At 71.2% G+C, this 17,797-nt stretch carries 11 protein-coding genes and 2 pseudogenes; 9 read left to right on the top strand and 4 right to left on the bottom strand.

The window, feature by feature from the left end:
* The first annotated feature begins 2 nt into the window (after window positions 1-2).
* Together M3Q35_RS26470 and M3Q35_RS26465 are read left to right on the top strand one after the other, a co-directional pair.
* A pseudogene (locus M3Q35_RS26470) lies at window positions 3-2,529 on the top strand (DUF4118 domain-containing protein).
* Complete coding sequence (locus M3Q35_RS26465; RefSeq protein ID WP_273935224.1) at window positions 2,526-3,209, top strand: response regulator; 684 nt, start codon at window positions 2,526-2,528, stop codon at window positions 3,207-3,209. Before M3Q35_RS26470 ends, M3Q35_RS26465 begins: the two are co-directional and overlap by 4 nt.
* Here M3Q35_RS26465 and M3Q35_RS26460 read toward each other — a convergent pair.
* A complete protein-coding gene (locus M3Q35_RS26460; RefSeq protein ID WP_273935223.1) occupies window positions 3,172-3,762 on the bottom strand; it encodes a PIN domain-containing protein in 591 nt (196 codons plus the stop codon). The two genes, M3Q35_RS26465 and M3Q35_RS26460, sit on opposite strands and share 38 nt — an antisense overlap.
* 481 nt (window positions 3,763-4,243) lie before the next feature.
* On the opposite strand from M3Q35_RS26460, the gene M3Q35_RS26455 reads away from it, so the two are divergent.
* Both M3Q35_RS26455 and M3Q35_RS26450 read left to right on the top strand, forming a co-directional pair.
* Window positions 4,244-4,474 carry a hypothetical protein gene (locus tag M3Q35_RS26455; protein ID WP_157494940.1) on the top strand — a complete coding sequence of 77 codons (231 nt, stop codon included), beginning with the start codon at window positions 4,244-4,246 and terminating at the stop codon, window positions 4,472-4,474.
* 137 nt (window positions 4,475-4,611) lie between these two features.
* Complete coding sequence (locus M3Q35_RS26450) at window positions 4,612-5,220, top strand: phosphate signaling complex PhoU family protein (protein WP_273935222.1); 609 nt, start codon at window positions 4,612-4,614, stop codon at window positions 5,218-5,220.
* Here M3Q35_RS26450 and M3Q35_RS26445 read toward each other — a convergent pair whose 3' ends face one another.
* Together M3Q35_RS26445 and M3Q35_RS26440 are read right to left on the bottom strand one after the other, a co-directional pair.
* Window positions 5,221-5,721 (bottom strand): hypothetical protein, encoded by a 501-nt coding sequence (locus tag M3Q35_RS26445; protein ID WP_273935221.1) that lies wholly within the window; start codon window positions 5,719-5,721, stop codon window positions 5,221-5,223.
* 111 nt (window positions 5,722-5,832) lie between these two features.
* The gene (locus M3Q35_RS26440; RefSeq protein WP_273935220.1) at window positions 5,833-6,564 is read right to left on the bottom strand and encodes a CAP domain-containing protein; all 732 of its coding nucleotides are present in this window, start codon (window positions 6,562-6,564) and stop codon (window positions 5,833-5,835) included.
* Between the two features lie 110 nt (window positions 6,565-6,674).
* Between M3Q35_RS26440 and M3Q35_RS26435 the strand changes: the two genes are divergently transcribed.
* The 3 genes from M3Q35_RS26435 (at window position 6,675) to M3Q35_RS26425 (ending at window position 8,395) form a co-directional block, all read left to right on the top strand.
* Window positions 6,675-6,956 (top strand): acylphosphatase, encoded by a 282-nt coding sequence (locus M3Q35_RS26435; protein WP_273935219.1) that lies wholly within the window; start codon window positions 6,675-6,677, stop codon window positions 6,954-6,956.
* 63 nt (window positions 6,957-7,019) lie between these two features.
* Window positions 7,020-7,508: a sigma-70 family RNA polymerase sigma factor gene (locus M3Q35_RS26430; protein WP_043722788.1), complete on the top strand. Its 489-nt coding sequence runs from the start codon at window positions 7,020-7,022 to the stop codon at window positions 7,506-7,508.
* Window positions 7,505-8,395, top strand: a complete 891-nt coding sequence (locus tag M3Q35_RS26425) for an anti-sigma factor family protein (RefSeq protein ID WP_273935218.1) — start codon at window positions 7,505-7,507, stop codon at window positions 8,393-8,395. Before M3Q35_RS26430 ends, M3Q35_RS26425 begins: the two co-directional genes overlap by 4 nt.
* A 54-nt stretch (window positions 8,396-8,449) precedes the next feature.
* On the opposite strand, the gene M3Q35_RS26420 is transcribed toward M3Q35_RS26425, so the two are convergent.
* On the bottom strand, window positions 8,450-10,462 hold the full coding sequence (locus M3Q35_RS26420) for a peptidoglycan recognition protein family protein (protein WP_273935217.1): 2,013 nt from the start codon (window positions 10,460-10,462) through the stop codon (window positions 8,450-8,452).
* 90 nt (window positions 10,463-10,552) lie between these two features.
* Between M3Q35_RS26420 and smc the strand changes: the two are divergent.
* A pseudogene (gene smc / locus M3Q35_RS26415) lies at window positions 10,553-14,139 on the top strand (chromosome segregation protein SMC); the annotation flags it as partial.
* Between the two features lie 322 nt (window positions 14,140-14,461).
* The gene (locus M3Q35_RS26410) at window positions 14,462-17,692 is read left to right on the top strand and encodes an AfsR/SARP family transcriptional regulator (RefSeq protein WP_273935216.1); all 3,231 of its coding nucleotides are present in this window, start codon (window positions 14,462-14,464) and stop codon (window positions 17,690-17,692) included.
* Window positions 17,693-17,797 lie beyond the last annotated feature (105 nt).

Below are 17,797 nucleotides of genomic sequence, written 5' to 3'. Positions count from 1 at the left end.
ACGTGCAACCGGACACACCGCGGCGCGGCGAGCTGCGCATCTACCTCGGGGCAGCGCCGGGGGTCGGCAAGACCTTCGCGATGCTCGGCGAGGCGCGCCGCCGCGCCGACCGCGGCACCGACGTCGTCGTCGGCCTGGTCGAGACCCACGGCCGGGAGAAGACCGCGCAGCTGGTCGAGGGCCTGGAGATCGTGCCACGACGGCGCCTCACCCATCGCGGGCTCGACCTCGAGGAGATGGACGTCGACGCCATCCTGGCCCGTAGGCCGGAGGTGGCGCTGGTCGACGAGCTGGCCCACACCAACGTGCCCGGCTCGCGCAACGACAAGCGCTGGCAGGACATCGAGGAGCTGCTCGACGCCGGCATCGACGTGCTGTCCACGGTCAACGTGCAGCACCTGGAGAGCCTCAACGACGTGGTCGAGCGGATCACCGGCATCGCCCAGCACGAGACCGTGCCGGACCAGTTCGTGCGCTCGGCCGAGCAGATCGAGCTGGTCGACATCACGCCGGAGGCGCTGCGCCGGCGGCTGGCCCACGGCAACGTCTACCCGGCCCGCAAGATCGATGCCGCGCTGGGCAACTACTTCCGGGTCGGCAACCTGACCGCGCTGCGCGAGCTGGCGCTGCTGTGGGTGGCCGACCAGGTCGACGTGGCGTTGCAGCGGTACCGGTCGGAGCAGCAGATCACCGAGACCTGGGAGACCAGGGAACGGGTGGTGGTGGCGATCACCGCCGGGCCGGAGAGCGAGACGCTGATCCGGCGGGCCCGGCGGATCGCCACCCGGTCCGGGGCCGAGCTGCTCGTGCTGCACATCCTGCGCGGCGACGGGCTGCGCGGCGCGCCGGCCGACAAGGTGGCCAAGTACCGGCGGCTGGCCGACGACGTCGGCGCGACCTTCCACACCGTGGTCGGCGACGACGTGCCGACCGCGCTGCTCGACTTCGCCCGTGGCGTGAACGCCACGCAGCTCGTGCTCGGCACGTCCCGGCGGTCGCGGGTGGCGCGGCTGTTCGAGGAGGGCATCGGCGCGATCACCGTGCAGGAGTCCGGGCCGATCGACGTGCACATGGTCACGCACAGCGAGGCCACCCGAGGCTGGCGGTTCAAGTGGGGGCGCAGTCCGCTGACGCCGCAGCGCCAGCTGCTCGGCTGGGGCCTGGCCCTGCTGCTGCCGGCCCTGGCCACCGGCATCGGCGTGCTGCTGCACGGCACCATCACCGTGTCCACCGACACCGTGGACTACTTCCTGGCCACCGTGATCGTGGCGTTGGTCGGCGGCATCGGGCCGGCCGTGGTCGCCGCCGCGCTGTCGGCCGGACTGCTCAACTTCTTCTTCACGCCGCCGCTGTACTCGCTGACCATCGCCGACGGCGAGAACGTGATCACGTTGATCGCCATGGTGATCGTGGCCGTGATGGTGGCGCTGGTGGTCGACCGGGCCGCGCGTCGGGCCGAGCAGGCCGCACGGGCACGGACCGAGGCCGCGTTGCTCGCGTCGTACGCGCGGACCGTGCTCACCAGCCCGTATCCGCTGGTGCGGCTGCTGGAGAAGGTGCGGGAGAACTTCGGGCTCACGTCGGTGGCGCTGCTCGAGCACAAGCACGGCAAGTGGGAGCGGGTCGCCTGTGTCGGGCCCAAGCCGTGCGATGATCCCGATGAGGCCGATGTGGACGTTCCCGTGACGCCTGAGGTGCATCTTGCCTTGCGGGGCAAGGCTTTGGAGGCCGCCGACCGGCGGGCTCGAGGCCGCCGCCGGGCAGGCGCTGTTGGCGTTGCGGCAGCAGCGGATGGCCGCCCAGACCGCCGACGCGCAGCGCCGGGCCGAGACCACGGAGCTGCGGACCGCGCTGTTGTCGGCCGTCGGGCACGATCTCCGTACGCCGCTGACCTCGATCAAGGCCGCCGCCGGCAGTCTCCGCGATCCCGAGCTGCGTCTGTCCGATGAGGACACCGGCGAGCTGCTCGCCACCGTCGAGGAGTCCGCCGACCGGCTGGCCGGGCTCGTCGACAACCTGCTCGACTCGTCCCGGCTGGCCACCGGGGCCGTGCGGCCGCAGCTGCGGTCCGTGGCCTACGACGAGATCGTCGCGCTGGCCCTGTCCGGCATCGACGACCGCCGCACCGTGTTCGTCGACGTGGACGAGCGGCTGCCGCTCGTGCTGGCCGATCCCGGGCTGCTCGAACGGGTGGTGGCCAACGTGATCGACAACGCCTTGCGCCACGGCAAGCCGGGGAGCAGCGTGAATGGTGAGCCCGCCGTCGAGGTCCGGGCCAGCGCGCATGCCTCGCAGGTGGAGCTGCGGGTCGTCGACCGGGGCCGTGGCCTGCCCAAGGGCGCCGGCGATGCGTTGTTCCAGCCGTTCCAGCGGTTGGGGGACCGGGACGCGACCAGCGGGGTCGGCCTGGGGTTGAGCGTGGCCAAGGGGTTCACCGAGGCCATGGGCGGGACCATCACCGCCGAGGACACACCCGGCGGTGGGTTGACCGTGGTGATCTCGTTGCCGGCCAAGGAGGAGCAGTCATGACGAAGGTGTTGGTCGTCGACGACGAGCCGCAGATCGTCCGGGCACTGCGGATCAACCTGTCCGCCCGGGGCTACCAGGTCCTCACCGCCCACGACGGCGCTTCCGCGCTGAGGGCGGCCGCCGAGACCAAGCCCGACGTCGTCGTCCTGGACCTCGGCCTCCCCGACCTCGACGGCACCGACGTCATCGCCGGGCTTCGCGGTTGGACCACCGTGCCCATTCTCGTGCTGTCGGCTCGTACCGACTCTTCCGACAAGGTCGAGGCCCTCGACGCCGGGGCCGACGACTACGTCACCAAGCCTTTCGGCATGGACGAGCTCCTCGCCCGCCTCCGCGCCGCCGTCCGCCGCTCCGCGTCCTCCGCCGCGGACGGCGAGGAGGCCGTCGTCGAGACCTCGTCCTTCACCGTCGACCTGGTCGCCAAGAAGGTCCACCGCGACGGCTCCGAGGTCCACCTCACCCCCACCGAGTGGGGCGTCTTGGAGGTCCTCGTCCGCAACCGCGGCCGCCTCGTCGCGCAGAAGCAGCTCCTCCAGGACGTCTGGGGTCCCCAGTACGCCACCGAGTCCCACTACCTTCGCGTCTACCTCGCCCAGCTCCGCCGCAAGCTCGAGCCCGAGCCCTCCCGCCCCCGCCACCTGCTCACCGAACCCGGCATGGGCTACCGCTTCGAGACGTGAGGGCTGCATCAGGCTCGTCTCGTGCGGCGAAATCCACGTCGGGCAGCAGCGAGTCGCGGAGCGTCCCGTGGGTGATCAGCGACACCGGCACAAGAGCGCGGACCTCGAACGAGCTGTGTGCCGGGAGGAAAGCCGCAACCACCTTGCGGTCCGGGTCGATGCGCTGTGCGGCGTGGATCGCGGGGCAGAAGTCGCTGTCGGCGGAGACGACCAGCGCGATGTCCGACGCCCGCGTGGCGGTGTCGGCGAGGAGCGAAGCCGCCATGTCGACACTCATACCGTTGTTGCCATGTGCGGTCCGCTGACCGCAGTCCGCGCAGGTGACATCCGTGCGCCGGCGGCGGCTCAGCACGATCTCGGTCTTCTCGCCGCCACGAAACCTGAGGGCCGACGGCTTGTCCGGCGTGAAACACCTGACCGCGAGGAGCTCGTCGGCCGGGCGTAGCCGCTGGACCAGTCCCTCCGGGTCCAGCCGGAGGGACCGACGCCCGTATTTGCCACGCAGGTCGCGGAGCAGGATGAAGCCGTCTATGTAGGCGATGACGCTTGCCACGATGTGTCCTTGGTGCGTTGGGGTTGGTGACGTGCCATGACCCCGTCGACCTGGGCAGGCCGACCCGACGGCCGCGTGTGGGCCGCTGTCATTTTTCTGGGGCTCCATGCGGCCATCGGCCTGCGTGATGCCGTGATTGTACGCACCGTGGTCGGACGGACGCGCACAGCAATACCACTTCCTCGGGCATGTGCACGTGCAGACGACCGGTGCGGCCGAACGGAGCTGCGGGGCGCGGAGTGACGCCGGATGGGCGATCGACAGCGCAGGGTGATCTAGTTGACCGCACTACCACCTTTACAAATGGTGACAACTTGTCCTGTTTGCTGACACAACATCACCCGTTTGGACGCAAACTCGGCAGTTAGAGTGCGTAACAACTGCGGTGCGTACACCTATGTTCTACGTGATCGTGCGAGAGGCGCGGCTACCCCCAGGATCGCGGCCGCGACGACCAGCCTCTCGCAGGGAGGAGTTGGCCATGAGCTCACCAGAGGGCCACGAGGTGTCCTGTCTCGGGTTCGGCAAGAAGCGCCGGGCACTGCGCGTGTGGTCTGCTGGCGACAAGGTGGTGCTGCAGGCGCCCCCGGGCGAGGTCGCGTTCCTCTCCGACGAGGAGGTCGACCTGGTCATCTCCGCGTTGCTGGAGGCCCGCAAGCAGGCCAGGCAGACCGGCGGCCAGTGGATCGCCAACAGCGGCGGGGCCGCCTGAGATTCCACCCCCGCGGGGGTGGTGCGGAACCCGGGTCGGCCGTCCGCCAGCGGTCGGCCCGGCACCGCGCGTTCGGGTCGCGTCAGGGTTTTCCCGCCGGCGACCCATTCCGTTGACGCGCGCCTACCCTCGGTGAGGTGGGCAAGGTCAAGCACCGTCGGCTGGACCGGCTGGCCGACCTGTGCGGCCAGGTCGGCGACGCCATGCGGCACGCGAGCGTCGCGCTGCTGGACGCCGACCGGTCGATGGCGGAGAAGGTCATCACGGGCGATGCCGCGCTGGCCCGCGCCCGGGCCGAGTGCGAGGAACACCTGCTGGCGGCCACGGATCTGCGCGTGGTCCTTACGGCGGTGCACGCCGTGGATGCCCTGGAGCGCATGGGAGATCTGGCGCTGCACATCGCGAGAGCGGCCCGCCGACGGTACCCGGCCCCGGTATTGCCGACGGAGCTGCGCGACCCGTTCGCGGACATGGGCCAGCTGGCGATCACCCTGGCCAACACGGCGGAACAGGTGATCCGCACCGGCGACCCCGAGCTGGCGGCCTTCCTCGACGCCAGCGACGACATCATGGACGACCTGCACCGGGTGGTGTTCGCCACGGTGACCCGCGAGGACTGGCCGCACGGCATCGCCACCGCGGTGGACGCCACCGTGCTCAGCCAGAACTACGAGCGTTTCGCCGACCACGCGGTCGCACTGGCCCGCCGCACGAGTGTCATCGCGCGCGGCGGGCTGGCGGCCTGATCACTCCGGCGGGTTGCCGGCCGGAGGCGTGGTCGTGGTCGTCGTGGTGGGCGGTGTCGTCGTGGTCGTCGTGGTGGTGGTTGTCGTCGTGTGCGTTGGCGACGTCGTGCCGCCGCCGCCCGGCTGGGTGATCGGCGTGGTGCCGCCGGGCGGGTTGCTGCCGCCTTCCTTCGCCGTCGTCGTGGTCGTCTTGGACGTGGTGGTCTTCGACGTCGACGAGGCGCTGGTCGACGAGCTGCTGCTGGTGGTGTCGCCGGTGCCGCTGGTGGTGTCGCCGTTGGCGTCGGTGGTCTGCGTCGTGCCGCCGAGCTGCTGCGAGGCCGGGTCCACGTTCTGGTTCTGCGACTGCGGCGTCGCGGTCTGCCCGGCCGCCATGGTGGCCACCGAGGCGAACGCGGTCGCCACCACGACCCCGGCCGCGGCCATCATGACCTTGGCCGACGACCGCGGCGCGCCGCTCCGCTTGGGCGGGCTCAACAACGCCCGCTCGGGCTCGCTCACGTGACCTCCTCGTTACCGCCCCGGCCAGAGAATACGGGTCGTGTCGGCCAGAGTGAAAAGCACTCAGTACGGGCGTCACGCGATCCGGTGAACACGCTCAACTTCACCCGGTTACCTGCCGAAGTCCTGCACCCAGTACCACCCCGTGGTGGTCACGCCCATCCCGATCGTGGTGAAGCTGCAGTCCTCGATGTTGCGCCGGTGCCCGTCGGAGTCCATCCAGCCCTTGAACACCGCTTCGGCGGTGGGGTAGCCCTCGGCGATGTTCTCGCCGCCGGGGCTGGGATAGCCCTCCGCGCGCTCCCGGTCGACGAAGCTGCGGCCGTCCAGCGACGTGTGCGAGAAGTAGTTGTTCTTCTGCATGTCGTCGCTGTGCTTCTGGGCGGCGGTGTCGAGCCGCTTGTCCTCGGTCAGCGCCTTGCAGCCGATCTCGGTCCGGTGCTTGTTGACCAGCGCGATCACCCGCGGGCCCGGTTCCTTCGGCAGGTCGTCGCCGGCGGTGGTGGTGGGCTTCGCGCCGGTGGTGGTGCTGGTCGGCGGCTCGGAGGTCGTCGTGGTGGTGCTGGTCGCCGTGGTCGTGGTGGTGGCGGCCGGTGACGTGGTCGTGGTCTCCGCCGGCACGCCGGTGGAGGTGACCAGGCGGCTGTTCTGCTCGTGGCCGGCTGCGGCGCCCAGCTGCTGCGTCACGGCCGGGGCCGTGGTGAGCGGGCTGGCCTCGCCGAGCAGCACGGAGGTAAGGGAGGCGGGCCCGACGGCGACCGACGCGCCACCGGCGCACGCGGCGCCGAGGGTCAGTCCGACGAGCATGCCGGCGGTGGCCGGTCGTCTGCTGCGGGGGCTCACGGCGGGCGACCGTACCACTAATGGGTGACACACGGGCGGGCGAACGGGGTACAACCGCGCGCGGGCCACCTTCCGGGCAGGTGGGAGGTGGTGCACGCGATCATTGCCAGATGACAGAACAGACGGTCCGGCTCACGGCCTGGGTGCACGGCCGCGTGCAGGGCGTCGGCTTCCGGTGGTGGACCCGCAGCCGGGCGCTGGAGCTCGGTCTCGACGGCGCGGCGACCAACCTGGCCGACGGCCGCGTGCAGGTCGTGGCCGAGGGACCACGGGACTCCTGTCAGAAGTTGCTGGCCGCGTTGAACTCCGGTGACACCCCTGGACGTGTGGATCTCGTCGTCGAGCGATGGTCGGAGGCCAGGGGTGTCACAAAAGGTTTTGAAGAACGCTGAACCGCCCACGACCCGGCTCCGTATTGGACGTTCGTGGGTCAGAGCGCGAATCGTAGTGACGAGTTGGCACGGCAGCTGTACGGCCGCTACCGGCGGCCGCTACTCGGCTACGTGTTGCGAGCTGTGCGAGGCGACTACCAGTACGCCGAGGACATCGTGCAGGAGACGTTGCTGCGCGCGTGGAAACACGCTGACTCGCTGGAACCCGAGCAGGCCGGCCCGTGGCTGTACACGGTCGCGCGCAACCTCATCATCTCCGGTCACCGCCGCAAGGAGGCCAGAGCACCCGAGGTTCCGCTGGAGACCGATGAGCTGCCCTCGGGCTCCGACGAACTGGATCACGTATTGCAGGCCTGGCAGATTGCCGAGGCGATGCGGTCGCTCAGTCATGACCATCGCCAGGTCATCGTGGAGCTGTACTACTGCCGTCGGACCGTCTCCGAGGCTGCAACTGTGCTGGGCGTCCCCGCGGGCACGGTCAAGTCGCGCTGCTTCTACGCGTTGCGCGCGCTTCGGGGAGCACTGGAGGAGCGGGGGGTGACCGAGCTATGAGTTGCCAGCACTCAGTATCCCTTGGCGTCTATGTGCTTGGCTCCCTCGAACCGGGGGAGCGCTCGCAGATGGAGCGCCATCTCGCCGGATGTCCGTTCTGCCAGCAGGAACTGGTGCGGTTCTCACCGCTGCCCGGACTGCTGGGGCGGATCTCCTTGGCAGACTTGGAGGACATCGACGGGTTCGACCTGGACCCGAGTTCCCTCGGCCCACCGGGCGATCCCGGTATGCCGGAGCATCCATCGATGCCGCTGCCGCGGCCGAAGAACCGCCCCCAACCCGATTTCGGCCAGATGCCGGGCATGGGCCGGATGAACGACCCGAACCCGGGCCGGCATCTGGTGCCGCCGGTGCCGGAGCAGCCGAGGCCGCCGCAGCGGCCGGCCGCCCCGGTGCGACCGGAACCGCCCGCGCAGCAACCGAAGGCCAAGGGCCCGGCCAATCGCCGGCGCACCAGGGAGACCGACAAGCGCACCAGCCGTCGCAACTTCATCACGATGGCGGCGGTGCTGGTGGCGGCGGTGGCGGTGAGCGCCGTGTTCGTGCAGCGCTCGCTGGCCAGCGGGCCGCCGCAGGCCGACGCGCCGACCGCGGTGTGGCAAGCGACCGACCAGACCAGCAAGGTCACCGCCAGCGCCGACCTGACCAGCAAGGCCTGGGGCACCGCGATCAACCTCAAGGTGGCCAACCTGCCCGCCGGGCAGGTGTGCCAGCTGATGGTGCACAACAAGAACGGTCAGTCCCAGAGCGTCGGCTGGTGGCGCAACGGGACCGAGACGGACAGCCAGGTGCCGACGGCGACGTCGTACAACATCGCCGACATCGACCGGATGGACGTGGTGACCGTCGACCAGAAGTTCCTGGTGGACCTGACCCCGAAGTCCTGACGGGGTAGAGGGACAAGGGCCGGCCTCAGCCAGAGGCCGGCCCTTTCCCCTGTCTCAGAAGGCCGGCAGGAGCAGCACGTCGTCCGCGTTGACGAACTCGACGCGGTGCCCGTACTGGATCTCGTAGTAGCGGGTCTTTCCGTTGACCGGCTTGGTGTTCACGGTGCCGGTCGGATCCCACACCGTGGCCAGGTACTGCGACGGCGCGACCCCGCCGAACACGTAGCGCTGCCCGGCGCTGAGCACGTACGTCATCGGCACGATGTCCTGCGGCGTCGCACCGGCCGGATAGGCCGATGCCTCCGGGTAGGCGCGGCCGTAGATCGGCACGGATGCCCTGCCGGGCTTGGGAGCCACGACCACGCCGGCGGCGAAGACGGCGTCCTTGGCGTGGAACCAGCCCTTCTGACCCAGGTACCAGATGGCGACCCAGCCGCCCTGACGATCAGCGATGGCGTACTGCTGTCCCTCCGACACCCGGCTGCCGACATCGTTGACGTCCATGGTCTGCGGCGTGCCACTGGGGTGCAGGCCGATGTCGGTGAGCAGCGGCGAGCTGTCACTGGGCTGCGAGTGCAGCACGACCTCGCTGGCGCCCCGGTCCGGACAGGCGACGCCGGACTTCACGCAGCCGGTGAACGGCACGTTGTTGGTCGCCATGTCGGGGTGGATGGTCAGCATGCCGAACGGCGGCGCCGGCAGCGGCAGCGGTCGCGGCGCGCCCAGCAGCGCCATGTAGTGGTCCCAGTCCCAGTAGGGGCCGGGATCGGTGTGCTGCTTGGGAATGAGGGTCGGCGTGATGGCCGGCACGTTGTCGTGGCCGAGAATGTGCTGGCGGTTCAAGGGAATCTGGTACTTCGCGGCCAGCCAGCGCACGAGCTTGGCCGAGGCGCGGTACATCGCCTCGGTGTACCAACCGGATTCGGCCAGGAAGCCCTCGTGCTCGACGCCGATCGACCGGGAGTTGATGTACCAGTTGGCCGCGTGCCAGGCCACGTCCTTGGCCAGCACGTGCTGGGCGATGTGCCCGTCCTGGGACCGGATCGTGTAGTTCCAGCTGACGTACTTGGGGTCCTGGATCAGCTTGAGCGTGGTGTCCCAGGTGGCCTCGGTGTCGTGGATGACGATGTAGTCGATCTTCTGCGAGGCCGGGCGGTTCGACGTGTCGTGGTTGCCGTAGTCATCCGGGCCGGGGCCGTACTGGGCGTAGGCGGCGGGATCGAGCTCGCAGGACACGCCGCGGGGGCACTCGGCGCCGTTCGACCTGGTCGGCGTGAGGTGCAGTTCGGCCAGCTGCCCGGTGTCCGGCGCGACCGCGGCGTCGGCACGCAGCGTGACCTGCTGTCCGTCGTCCGTGGTACGGGTTTCACCCTGTCGTATGGTCTGGAAGACCTCGTCGGCGAAGTCTGCCGCGGACCCGCTGTCGGTGGCGCCGCTGTACTTCGCGACCGCCGCGTACCAGTCACCGGCGTTGCCGCTGCGTTGTTTCTGGTACGACGCGAGCAGCGCGGCCCCGGCCCGGATGTTCTGCCGTGGATCGCTGCGCACGGCCTCCGCACTGACACCGGCCAGCTGGGCGGCCTGCTGCGCCGTCTGGAGTGCCGCCGCCGGCACGTCAGTCGGCACCGGGGCCGGGTGCAGCATCGGCCGGCTGTCGTCGCCGCGTCCGTCGCTGTCCTCGAACTCGGGGCGCTGCCCGGTGTTCGCGGTGGCGAAGTCGGTGAGGTGCATGGGCCCGTAGCCGGCGGCCACGCTGGGCGTGCCGGCGTAGGTGTTCCACTGCGATTCCAGGTACGACACGCCGAGGAGGACCTCGGCCGGCACGCCGAACTCGGCGGCCGCGGCGTCGTAGACCTGCTGTCGGTCGGAGGGGTAGCCGGAGTCGCCGGGGCCGTGCCGGCGAACGGTGTCAGCAGCACTAGGCTGGCCGAAGTCGCCACCACGGCGAGGAATCTGGGCATGGCGGAGTTCTCCTGAGTAGCCGGGACATCGCTTACCGTGACCCCGGTCACCACCTTCGTCAAGAACTGACCAGGAATTGGCCCGTATCAGTTCATTTTTCACCATTCGGCCCAGCGTGCGCTTGGTCCGCCCGCGCGCCGGGTACCCTCTGCCGATAACCCGGCCGGAGCAAGCTCGCCAAGAAGGTAAACCGACGTGCACCTGAAGAGCCTGACGCTGAAGGGCTTCAAGTCCTTCGCCTCGGCGACGACGCTGCGCTTCGAGCCGGGCATCACCTGCGTCGTCGGCCCCAACGGCTCCGGCAAGTCCAACGTGCTGGACGCGCTGCGCTGGGTGATGGGCGAGGGCAGCGCCAAGGGCCTGCGCGGCGGCAAGATGGAGGACGTCATCTTCGCCGGCACCGCCGGGCGGGCGCCGCTCGGCCGGGCCGAGGTGACGCTGACCATCGACAACACCGACGGCGCGCTGCCGATCGACTACACCGAGGTCTCGATCACCCGCCGGATGTTCCGCGAGGGCGCGACCGAGTACGAGATCAACGGCAACTCCTGCCGTCTGCTGGACATCCAGGAGCTGCTGTCCGACTCCGGCATCGGCCGCGAGATGCACGTGATCGTCGGCCAGGGCCAGCTGTCGGCGATCCTGGAGTCCAAGCCCGAGGAGCGCCGCGCCTTCGTCGAAGAGGCCGCCGGCGTGCTCAAGCACCGCAAGCGCAAGGAGAAGGCGCTCCGCAAGCTGGACGCGATGCAGGCCAACCTGACCCGGTTGACCGACCTCACCGCGGAGCTGCGCCGCCAGCTCAAGCCGTTGGGCAAGCAGGCCGAGATCGCCCGCAAGGCCCAGGCCGTGCAGGCCGACCTGCGTGACTCCCGGTTGCGCCTGCACGCCGACGACCTGGTCACCCAGCGGGGCGACCTGCACCGTGACGAGGCCGACGAGGCGGCGGCACGGGCCCGGCGCACCGAGGTCGAGCAGCTGGTGCAGCAGGCCTCGGCCAAGCAGTCCGAGCTGGAGCAGCTGGTCGCCGAGGACGCGCCGATCCTGCAGCAGGCCCAGGAGACCTGGTACCGGCTGTCGGCGCTGGAGGAGCGGCTGCGCGGCACCGTGCGGCTGGCCATGGAGCGCGCCCGGCACCTGTCGGCCCCGCCGGAGGCTTCCGCGGCGGCCGCGACCCCGACGAGCTGGACGCCGAGGCCGAGCAGACCGCCGAGCGTGAGGCCGAGCTGAACGAGGCCGTCACCGAGGCCCGGATCGTGCTGGCCGAGAGCAGCGAGCGCCGGTCCGAGCTGGAGCGCATGGTCACCGCGGCCGAGAAGGCGCACCTGGCCGCGGTGCGGCTGATCGCCGACCGCCGCGAGGGCCTGGCCCGGTTGACCGGCCAGGTGGAAGCGTTGCGCAGCAAGAACAACGCGACCGCCGACGAGATCGAGCGGATGTCCACCTCGCTGGCCGAGGCCGGCGAGCGGGCCGAGATCGCCCGTATCGAGCTGGCCGAGGAACAAGAGGTCACCGGCACCGAGGACGAGGGCGACGCCGGCGTCGAGGACCGGCACACCCAGGCCGTCGAGGCCGAGAAGGTGGCGCGGTCCCGGGTCGAGGAGCTGGTCAAGGCCGAGCGCTCGGCCGACAAGGAGATTTCGTCCTGGAAGGCCCGCGTCGACGCGCTGTCGCTGGGGCTGACCCGTAAGGACGGCGCCGGCGCGCTGCTGGCGGCCGGCGACCGGCTGCCGGGCCTGCTGGGTTCCGTGGCCGCGCTGTTGACCGTGGAGGCCGGCGCCGAGGTCGCGCTGGCCGCCGCGCTCGGTCCGGTGGCTGACGCCATCGCCGTGAACGGTGGTTCGGACGCCGTCGCCGCGCTGGAGTTGTTGCGTACTTCTGACGCCGGTCGTGCCGGGCTGCTGATCGGCGCCGGGGGACCGGTGCCGGACCGTTCGTCCTGGCCGATGCTGCCGCCGGGTGCGCGCTGGGCCGTGGACTGTGTGCGGGCGCCCGAGGCGCTGCGGCCGGCCGTGGAGCGTGCGCTGGAGAAGATGGCCGTCGTCGACGACCTGTCGACCGCACGGTCGTTGGTGGCGATGGGGCTGCGCGCCGCTACCCGTGAGGGCGATGTGCTCGGCACCGACTGGGCTATCGGCGGTTCGGGGCGGGCGCAGAGCACGATCGAGGTGCAGGCCGCCGTCGACGAGGCGCAGGACAAGCTGGGCGCGGCCGAGCGGGCCCTCGAGCACGCCGGCGCTGCGCTGGCCGGGGCCCGGGCCGAGCAGCAGACCCGGCGCAACGAGGTCGCCGAGCTCAAGGAGCAGCTCAACGAGGCCAAGGTGCGGCGGGCCCGGTCGAGCGAGCGGATCAACCGGCTCAAGGCGGCCGTGCGGTCGGCCGAGGCTGAGGTGGAGCGCATCGGCGGCCAGCGGGTCAAGCTGGAGCAGGCCCGTGAGGACGCCGTCGGCAAGTTGGCCGAGCTGGAGGAACGGCTCGCCGCCGTGCAGGAGGAGGCGGTCGAGGAGGAGCCCGACACCGCCGAGCGCGACGAGGCCGCCAACCAGCTCAACCACGCCCGTCAGTCCGAGATGGACGCCCGGCTGTCGTTGCGGACCGCCGAGGAGCGGGCGCGGGCGTTGCAGGGCAAGGCCGAGCAGCTGCGCCGCGCCGCCCGTGCCGAGCGTGAGGCCCGTGAACGCGCCGAGCGCGCCCGTGCCGCTCGTGTGCGCGGCGCCGCCGTGGCCAACGCCGTCGTGTCCGGCGGTGAGACCGCGCTGACCCGCATCGCGTCGTCGTTGCACCGCGCCGCCGCCGACCGCGACGCCGCGCAGGCCCGTCGCGCCGACCGTGAAGCCGCGTTGGGCACCGTGCGCGGGCGTGTTCGTGAGCTGACTACCGAGCTGGAGAAGCTGACCGACGCCGTGCACCGCGACGAGGTTGTGCGGGCCGAGCAGCGGCTGCGGTTGGAGCAGCTGGAGACCAAGATCGCCGAGGAGTACGGCATCGGTCTCGACGACCTGGTGGCCGAGTACGGGCCTGACGTCATGGTGCCGCCCACGCCGACCGAGCTGGCCGAGTACGAGGCCGCCAAGGAGCAGGGCGAGACGGTCACCGCGCCGCAGCCCATGCCGTACAACCGGGACGTCCAGGCCCGCCGGGCCAAGCGGGCCGAGCGCGACCTGGCCCAGTTGGGCAAGGTCAACCCGCTCGCCCTGGAGGAGTTCGCCGCCCTCGAGGAGCGGTACAAGTTCCTCTCCACCCAGCTCGAGGACCTCAAGGCCACCCGCCGCGACCTGCTCACCGTGGTCAAGGAGGTCGACGACAAGATCCTCGAGGTCTTCACCGAGGCCTACTGGGACGTCGCCCGCGAGTTCGAGGTCGTCTTCAAGGTGCTGTTCCCCGGCGGCGAGGGCAAGCTCGTGCTGACCGAGCCCGAGGACATGCTGACCACCGGCATCGAGCTCGAGGCCCGCCCGCCCGGCAAGAAGGTCAAGCGCCTGTCCCTGCTGTCCGGCGGCGAGAAGTCCCTGGCGGCGGTCGCCATGCTCGTCGCCATCTTCCGCGCCCGCCCTTCGCCCTTCTACGTCATGGACGAGGTCGAGGCCGCGCTCGACGACACCAACCTGCGCCGCCTCATCTCCCTGTTCGAGCAGCTCCGGGAGAAGTCCCAGCTGTTGATCATCACCCACCAGAAGCCCACCATGGAGATCGCCGACGCCTTGTACGGCGTCTCCATGCGCGGCGACGGCATCAGCGCCGTCATCTCGCAGCGCCTGCGCGGCGGCAAGATGGAAAAGGCCCCCGACAAGCCCGCCCCGGCCGTGGTCGAGCCCGCCGCCGCACCGGTGATCGAGGCCGGCCCAGTGGCCGAGGCGGACCCCGTCGCCGAGGCCGTGTCGGAGCCGGTTGCCGAGTCCGTCGTGGAGGAGCCGGCGGATGGCGTTGCCCCGGAGGCCACGACCGACGAGCGGTACCCGGACTGACCGGACGTTCGGGTCCGAACCTCCGCGCCCGTCGGGAATTTCCTGAGCGGTAGTCGGGAAATGGGGACGATTCGGGCTTGTGAGGGACATGTGAAACCGGGGGCGTGACCGGACCAATACGATCGACCCGAGGGGAGGGTCGATGCGCATGAGGTTCCGTCTGCTCGGCCCGGTCGAGCTGGTGCCGGAGGACGGGGAGCCGGTGCCGGTTCGGGCGGGCAAACACCGCATCGTGCTGGCGACCCTGCTGCTGTACACGGGCCGCACGGTCGGTGCGCAAGAGCTGATCGACAACCTGTGGGACGAAGACCCGCCGGACGGGGCCCGGACGACGCTGCGGGCCTACGTGATGAGGCTGCGGCAAGCCGTCGGGGTGCCGGAACTGATCACGACGGTGACCGACGGCTACCGGGTGGACGTGCCGGCCGAAGACGTGGACGCGGGGCGCTTCGACCTGCTGCTGGCGCAAGCCCGAACGGCGCAGCCGGCCAGGGCGATCGAACTGCTGACGGCGGCGCTGGAGCTGTGGCGAGGGCCGGCGCTGGCGGATGTGCCGAGTCCGAGGCTGAGACAGCACGAAGCGGCGGCGCTGGACGAACGCCGGCTGGTGGCGGCGGAGCTGCGGCTGGACGCGCAACTGTCGCTGGGCCGGCACCACGAGCTGATCACGGAGCTGCGCGCGCTGACGACGGCGAACCCGCTGCGGGAGAGGTTCTGGGCCCAGCTGATGCTGGCGCTGTACCGCTCGGACCGGCAAGCCGAAGCGCTGACGATCTACCACCAGGTAAGACGGCTGCTGGCCGACGAGCTGGCGGTGGAGCCCGGCGCGGAACTGCGCGACCTGCACCAGGCGATCCTGGTCAGCGACGCCAAGCTGGCCCCGCCGCAGCCGAGCATCAGCGCCCAGGCCCCGGTGTTCCGAATGCCGGCGCACGGCAGCGAGTTCGTCGGACGGGAAACGGAACTGGCCCGCCTGAAGGCCTTGCTGGCGCCGGCGGAGCTGGACCTCGCGGTGCCGGTCGTGACGCTGTCGGGCCCGGCAGGCGTGGGCAAGACGGCGCTGGCGGTGCGGGCCGCGACCGACTTGCGGGCGCGCTTCCCGGACGGCCAGCTGTTCGTGCACCTGCGCGGTCAGGCCCCGGCCCATCCGCTCACGCCGGCCGAGGTGCTGCCCCGGCTGCTGCGCGCGCTGGGCGTTGTCCCACACCAGATCCCGGCCGACGAAGACGAGCAGATCTCGCTCTACCGCTCGCAGCTGGCCGGCAAGCGCATGCTGCTGGTCCTTGACAACGCTGTCACCCCCGACCAGGTCCGCCCGCTGTTACCGGGCGAGCCGGGCTGCGCGGTTCTGATCACCAGCCGAAACGCCCTGCGCGGCCTGATCGTGTTGCAAGGGGCGAGCCCGCTGAGCCTGGACGTGTTGGCGGCCAAGGATTCCCGGGCGCTGCTGGCGGCGCTGCTCGGCGAGCGGATGGTGCGGGCCGAGCCGGCGGCCGTCGCCGAGCTGGCCACGCTGTGCGCGCATCTGCCGATGGCCCTGCGCATTGCCGCCGGGTCGATCATCGACGGCCCCGTCACCGACTACGTCCGCCGTCTGCGCAAGGGCAGCCTGATGAATGCCCTGGACGTAGAAGAGGACGAGGAAGCGGCGGTGCACGCGACCTTCGACCTCGCCTACGAGATGCTGCCGGCCGCGGCCGCGCGCATGCTGCGGCTGCTCGGGGCCGCGCCGATCCTGGAGTTCGGCATGCTGGCCACGGCGTCGCTGTCGGTCCTGGACCACGACGATGCCGAGGCTGCATTGGACGTCCTCGACCGGACCCACCTGATCGACCAGCACACGCCCGGCCGATATCACCTGCCCGACTCGGTCCGCCGCTACGCCACCGGGCTCGCCGAGCCCGGGGAGCGCGACCCGGCGCTGGCCCGGCTGCGGGACAGCTTCCTGCACACCGCGGCGCAGGCCGTCCGGTCATTGAGTCTCGCGCCGCCGTTCGACATCGGGCTGCCGGAGCCGGTCGACGGCGCGGTGATCTGCCGGACCACCGATCGCGACCTGGTCACCAAGTTCCTGGACGACGAGCGGGCCACCATGGTCGCGCTGGTCCGCGACGCCACCGATGCCGGGCTGCCGATGGGCTGGCAGCTGGCCGTGGTGATCAGCCGGTACCTGGTCACCAACCGGCATTCGGTCGACGCCGTGGCCACGGCCCAGGCCGGTCGCCGGGTGGCGGCCCAGCTCGGCGACGCCTTCGGCGAGGCCGCCGCGAACTACTGCCTGGCCACGGCGCACGCCGCCCTCGGCCAGACCCGGCCGGCCCTCGACCACCTGGAGCAGGCCGTCGAGCTGTTCCGGCAGACGGGATCGACCGCCGGCGAGGCGGCCGCGCTCAGCGCGCTGGCCGCCACCCACGCGGAGTTAGGCGTCACGGAGCGGGCCGCGCCCAACGCGACCGACGCGCTGTCGCTGGCCCGCGCCGCCGGGGCTACCGAGACCGAGGCCAAGACACTGTCCCGGCTCGGCTACATCTACTTCGACCTCGGGCACTTCGACGAGTCGGTGGCGTTCCTCGAGCAGGCCCTGGACGGCTACCGGCAGATCGCCTCGCCGGCCGGCGAGGCCCTGGTGCGCAACAACATGGCCAACTCCTACCGGGAGCTCGGCCGCTACGCCGACGCGATCGCGCAGATGACCGAGTCGCTGCGGGTCCGCCGTGAGCTGGGCGGCGAGGACGAGTTCGACGTGCTGGACACGTGCGCCGGGGTGCACCTGGACATGGGCCGGCACGAGCTGGCGCGGCGCGAAGCCGAGGAGTCGCATGCCCTCGCGGTCCGCGCCGGCGCGCGCGGCGCGACGGTGAACGCGCTCAACACGTTGGGCGCCATCGAGTTGGCCACCGGTGGGCCCGAGTCGGCGGTCCGCCGGCACGGCGAGGCGTTGCAGCTCAGCCGCGGCGTCGGGTTCGGCAGCGGCGAGCTCCAGTCCCAGCTGGGCCTGGCCCGGGCCAAGCTCGCGCTGGGCGAGCCGGCCTCGGCCCTGGCGCACGCCCGGCAGGCGCTGGACATCGGCGACGCGGCGACCATGCGCTGCGCCGAGGCGGCGACACTGCACGTGATCGCCGAGATTCAGTTGGCGTCGGGCGAATCGGGCCCGGCCGTCGATCGCGCCGAGGCCGCGGCGGCGCTGGCCGCGCGGACGGGCCAGCGCCTCGTCGAGGGAAGGGCGCTGCTCACGGCTGGTCGGGGGCGCCGGGCGCAGGGCGCGACCGCGGCGGCCAGGCAGGCGTGGGAACGGGCGGCGCAGGTGCTGGGCCCGCTCGGGGTGCCCGAGGCGGGGGAGGCCGTCGACCTGCTTCGTGGTGACGGAGTGTGAAGACGGACGGTGCGGGTATCCGTCGGCCGGGGACCGGCGCCGGGCCGCCGTCTGCGCGAGAATGGGGAGCTCAGCCCTCGCGAGTCGCCATGGTCGGTCGCCTCC

The sequence above is a fragment of the Kutzneria chonburiensis genome (assembly GCF_028622115.1).
Lineage (GTDB): Bacteria > Actinomycetota > Actinomycetes > Mycobacteriales > Pseudonocardiaceae > Kutzneria > Kutzneria chonburiensis.
The sequence above is the reverse complement of the archived record's forward strand: the minus strand, read 5'-3'. Positions and strand labels throughout refer to the sequence as shown.

Coding starts and splice junctions, on each gene's coding strand:
- M3Q35_RS26420 (WP_273935217.1), bottom strand. CDS start 10,462: ATGGTGAAAAATGAACTGATACGGGCCAATTCCTGGTCAGTTCTTGAC.
- M3Q35_RS26425 (WP_273935218.1), top strand. CDS start 7,505: ATGAGTTGCCAGCACTCAGTATCCCTTGGCGTCTATGTGCTTGGCTCC.
- M3Q35_RS26465 (WP_273935224.1), top strand. CDS start 2,526: ATGACGAAGGTGTTGGTCGTCGACGACGAGCCGCAGATCGTCCGGGCA.
- M3Q35_RS26455 (WP_157494940.1), top strand. CDS start 4,244: ATGAGCTCACCAGAGGGCCACGAGGTGTCCTGTCTCGGGTTCGGCAAG.
- M3Q35_RS26435 (WP_273935219.1), top strand. CDS start 6,675: ATGACAGAACAGACGGTCCGGCTCACGGCCTGGGTGCACGGCCGCGTG.
- M3Q35_RS26410 (WP_273935216.1), top strand. CDS start 14,462: ATGCGCATGAGGTTCCGTCTGCTCGGCCCGGTCGAGCTGGTGCCGGAG.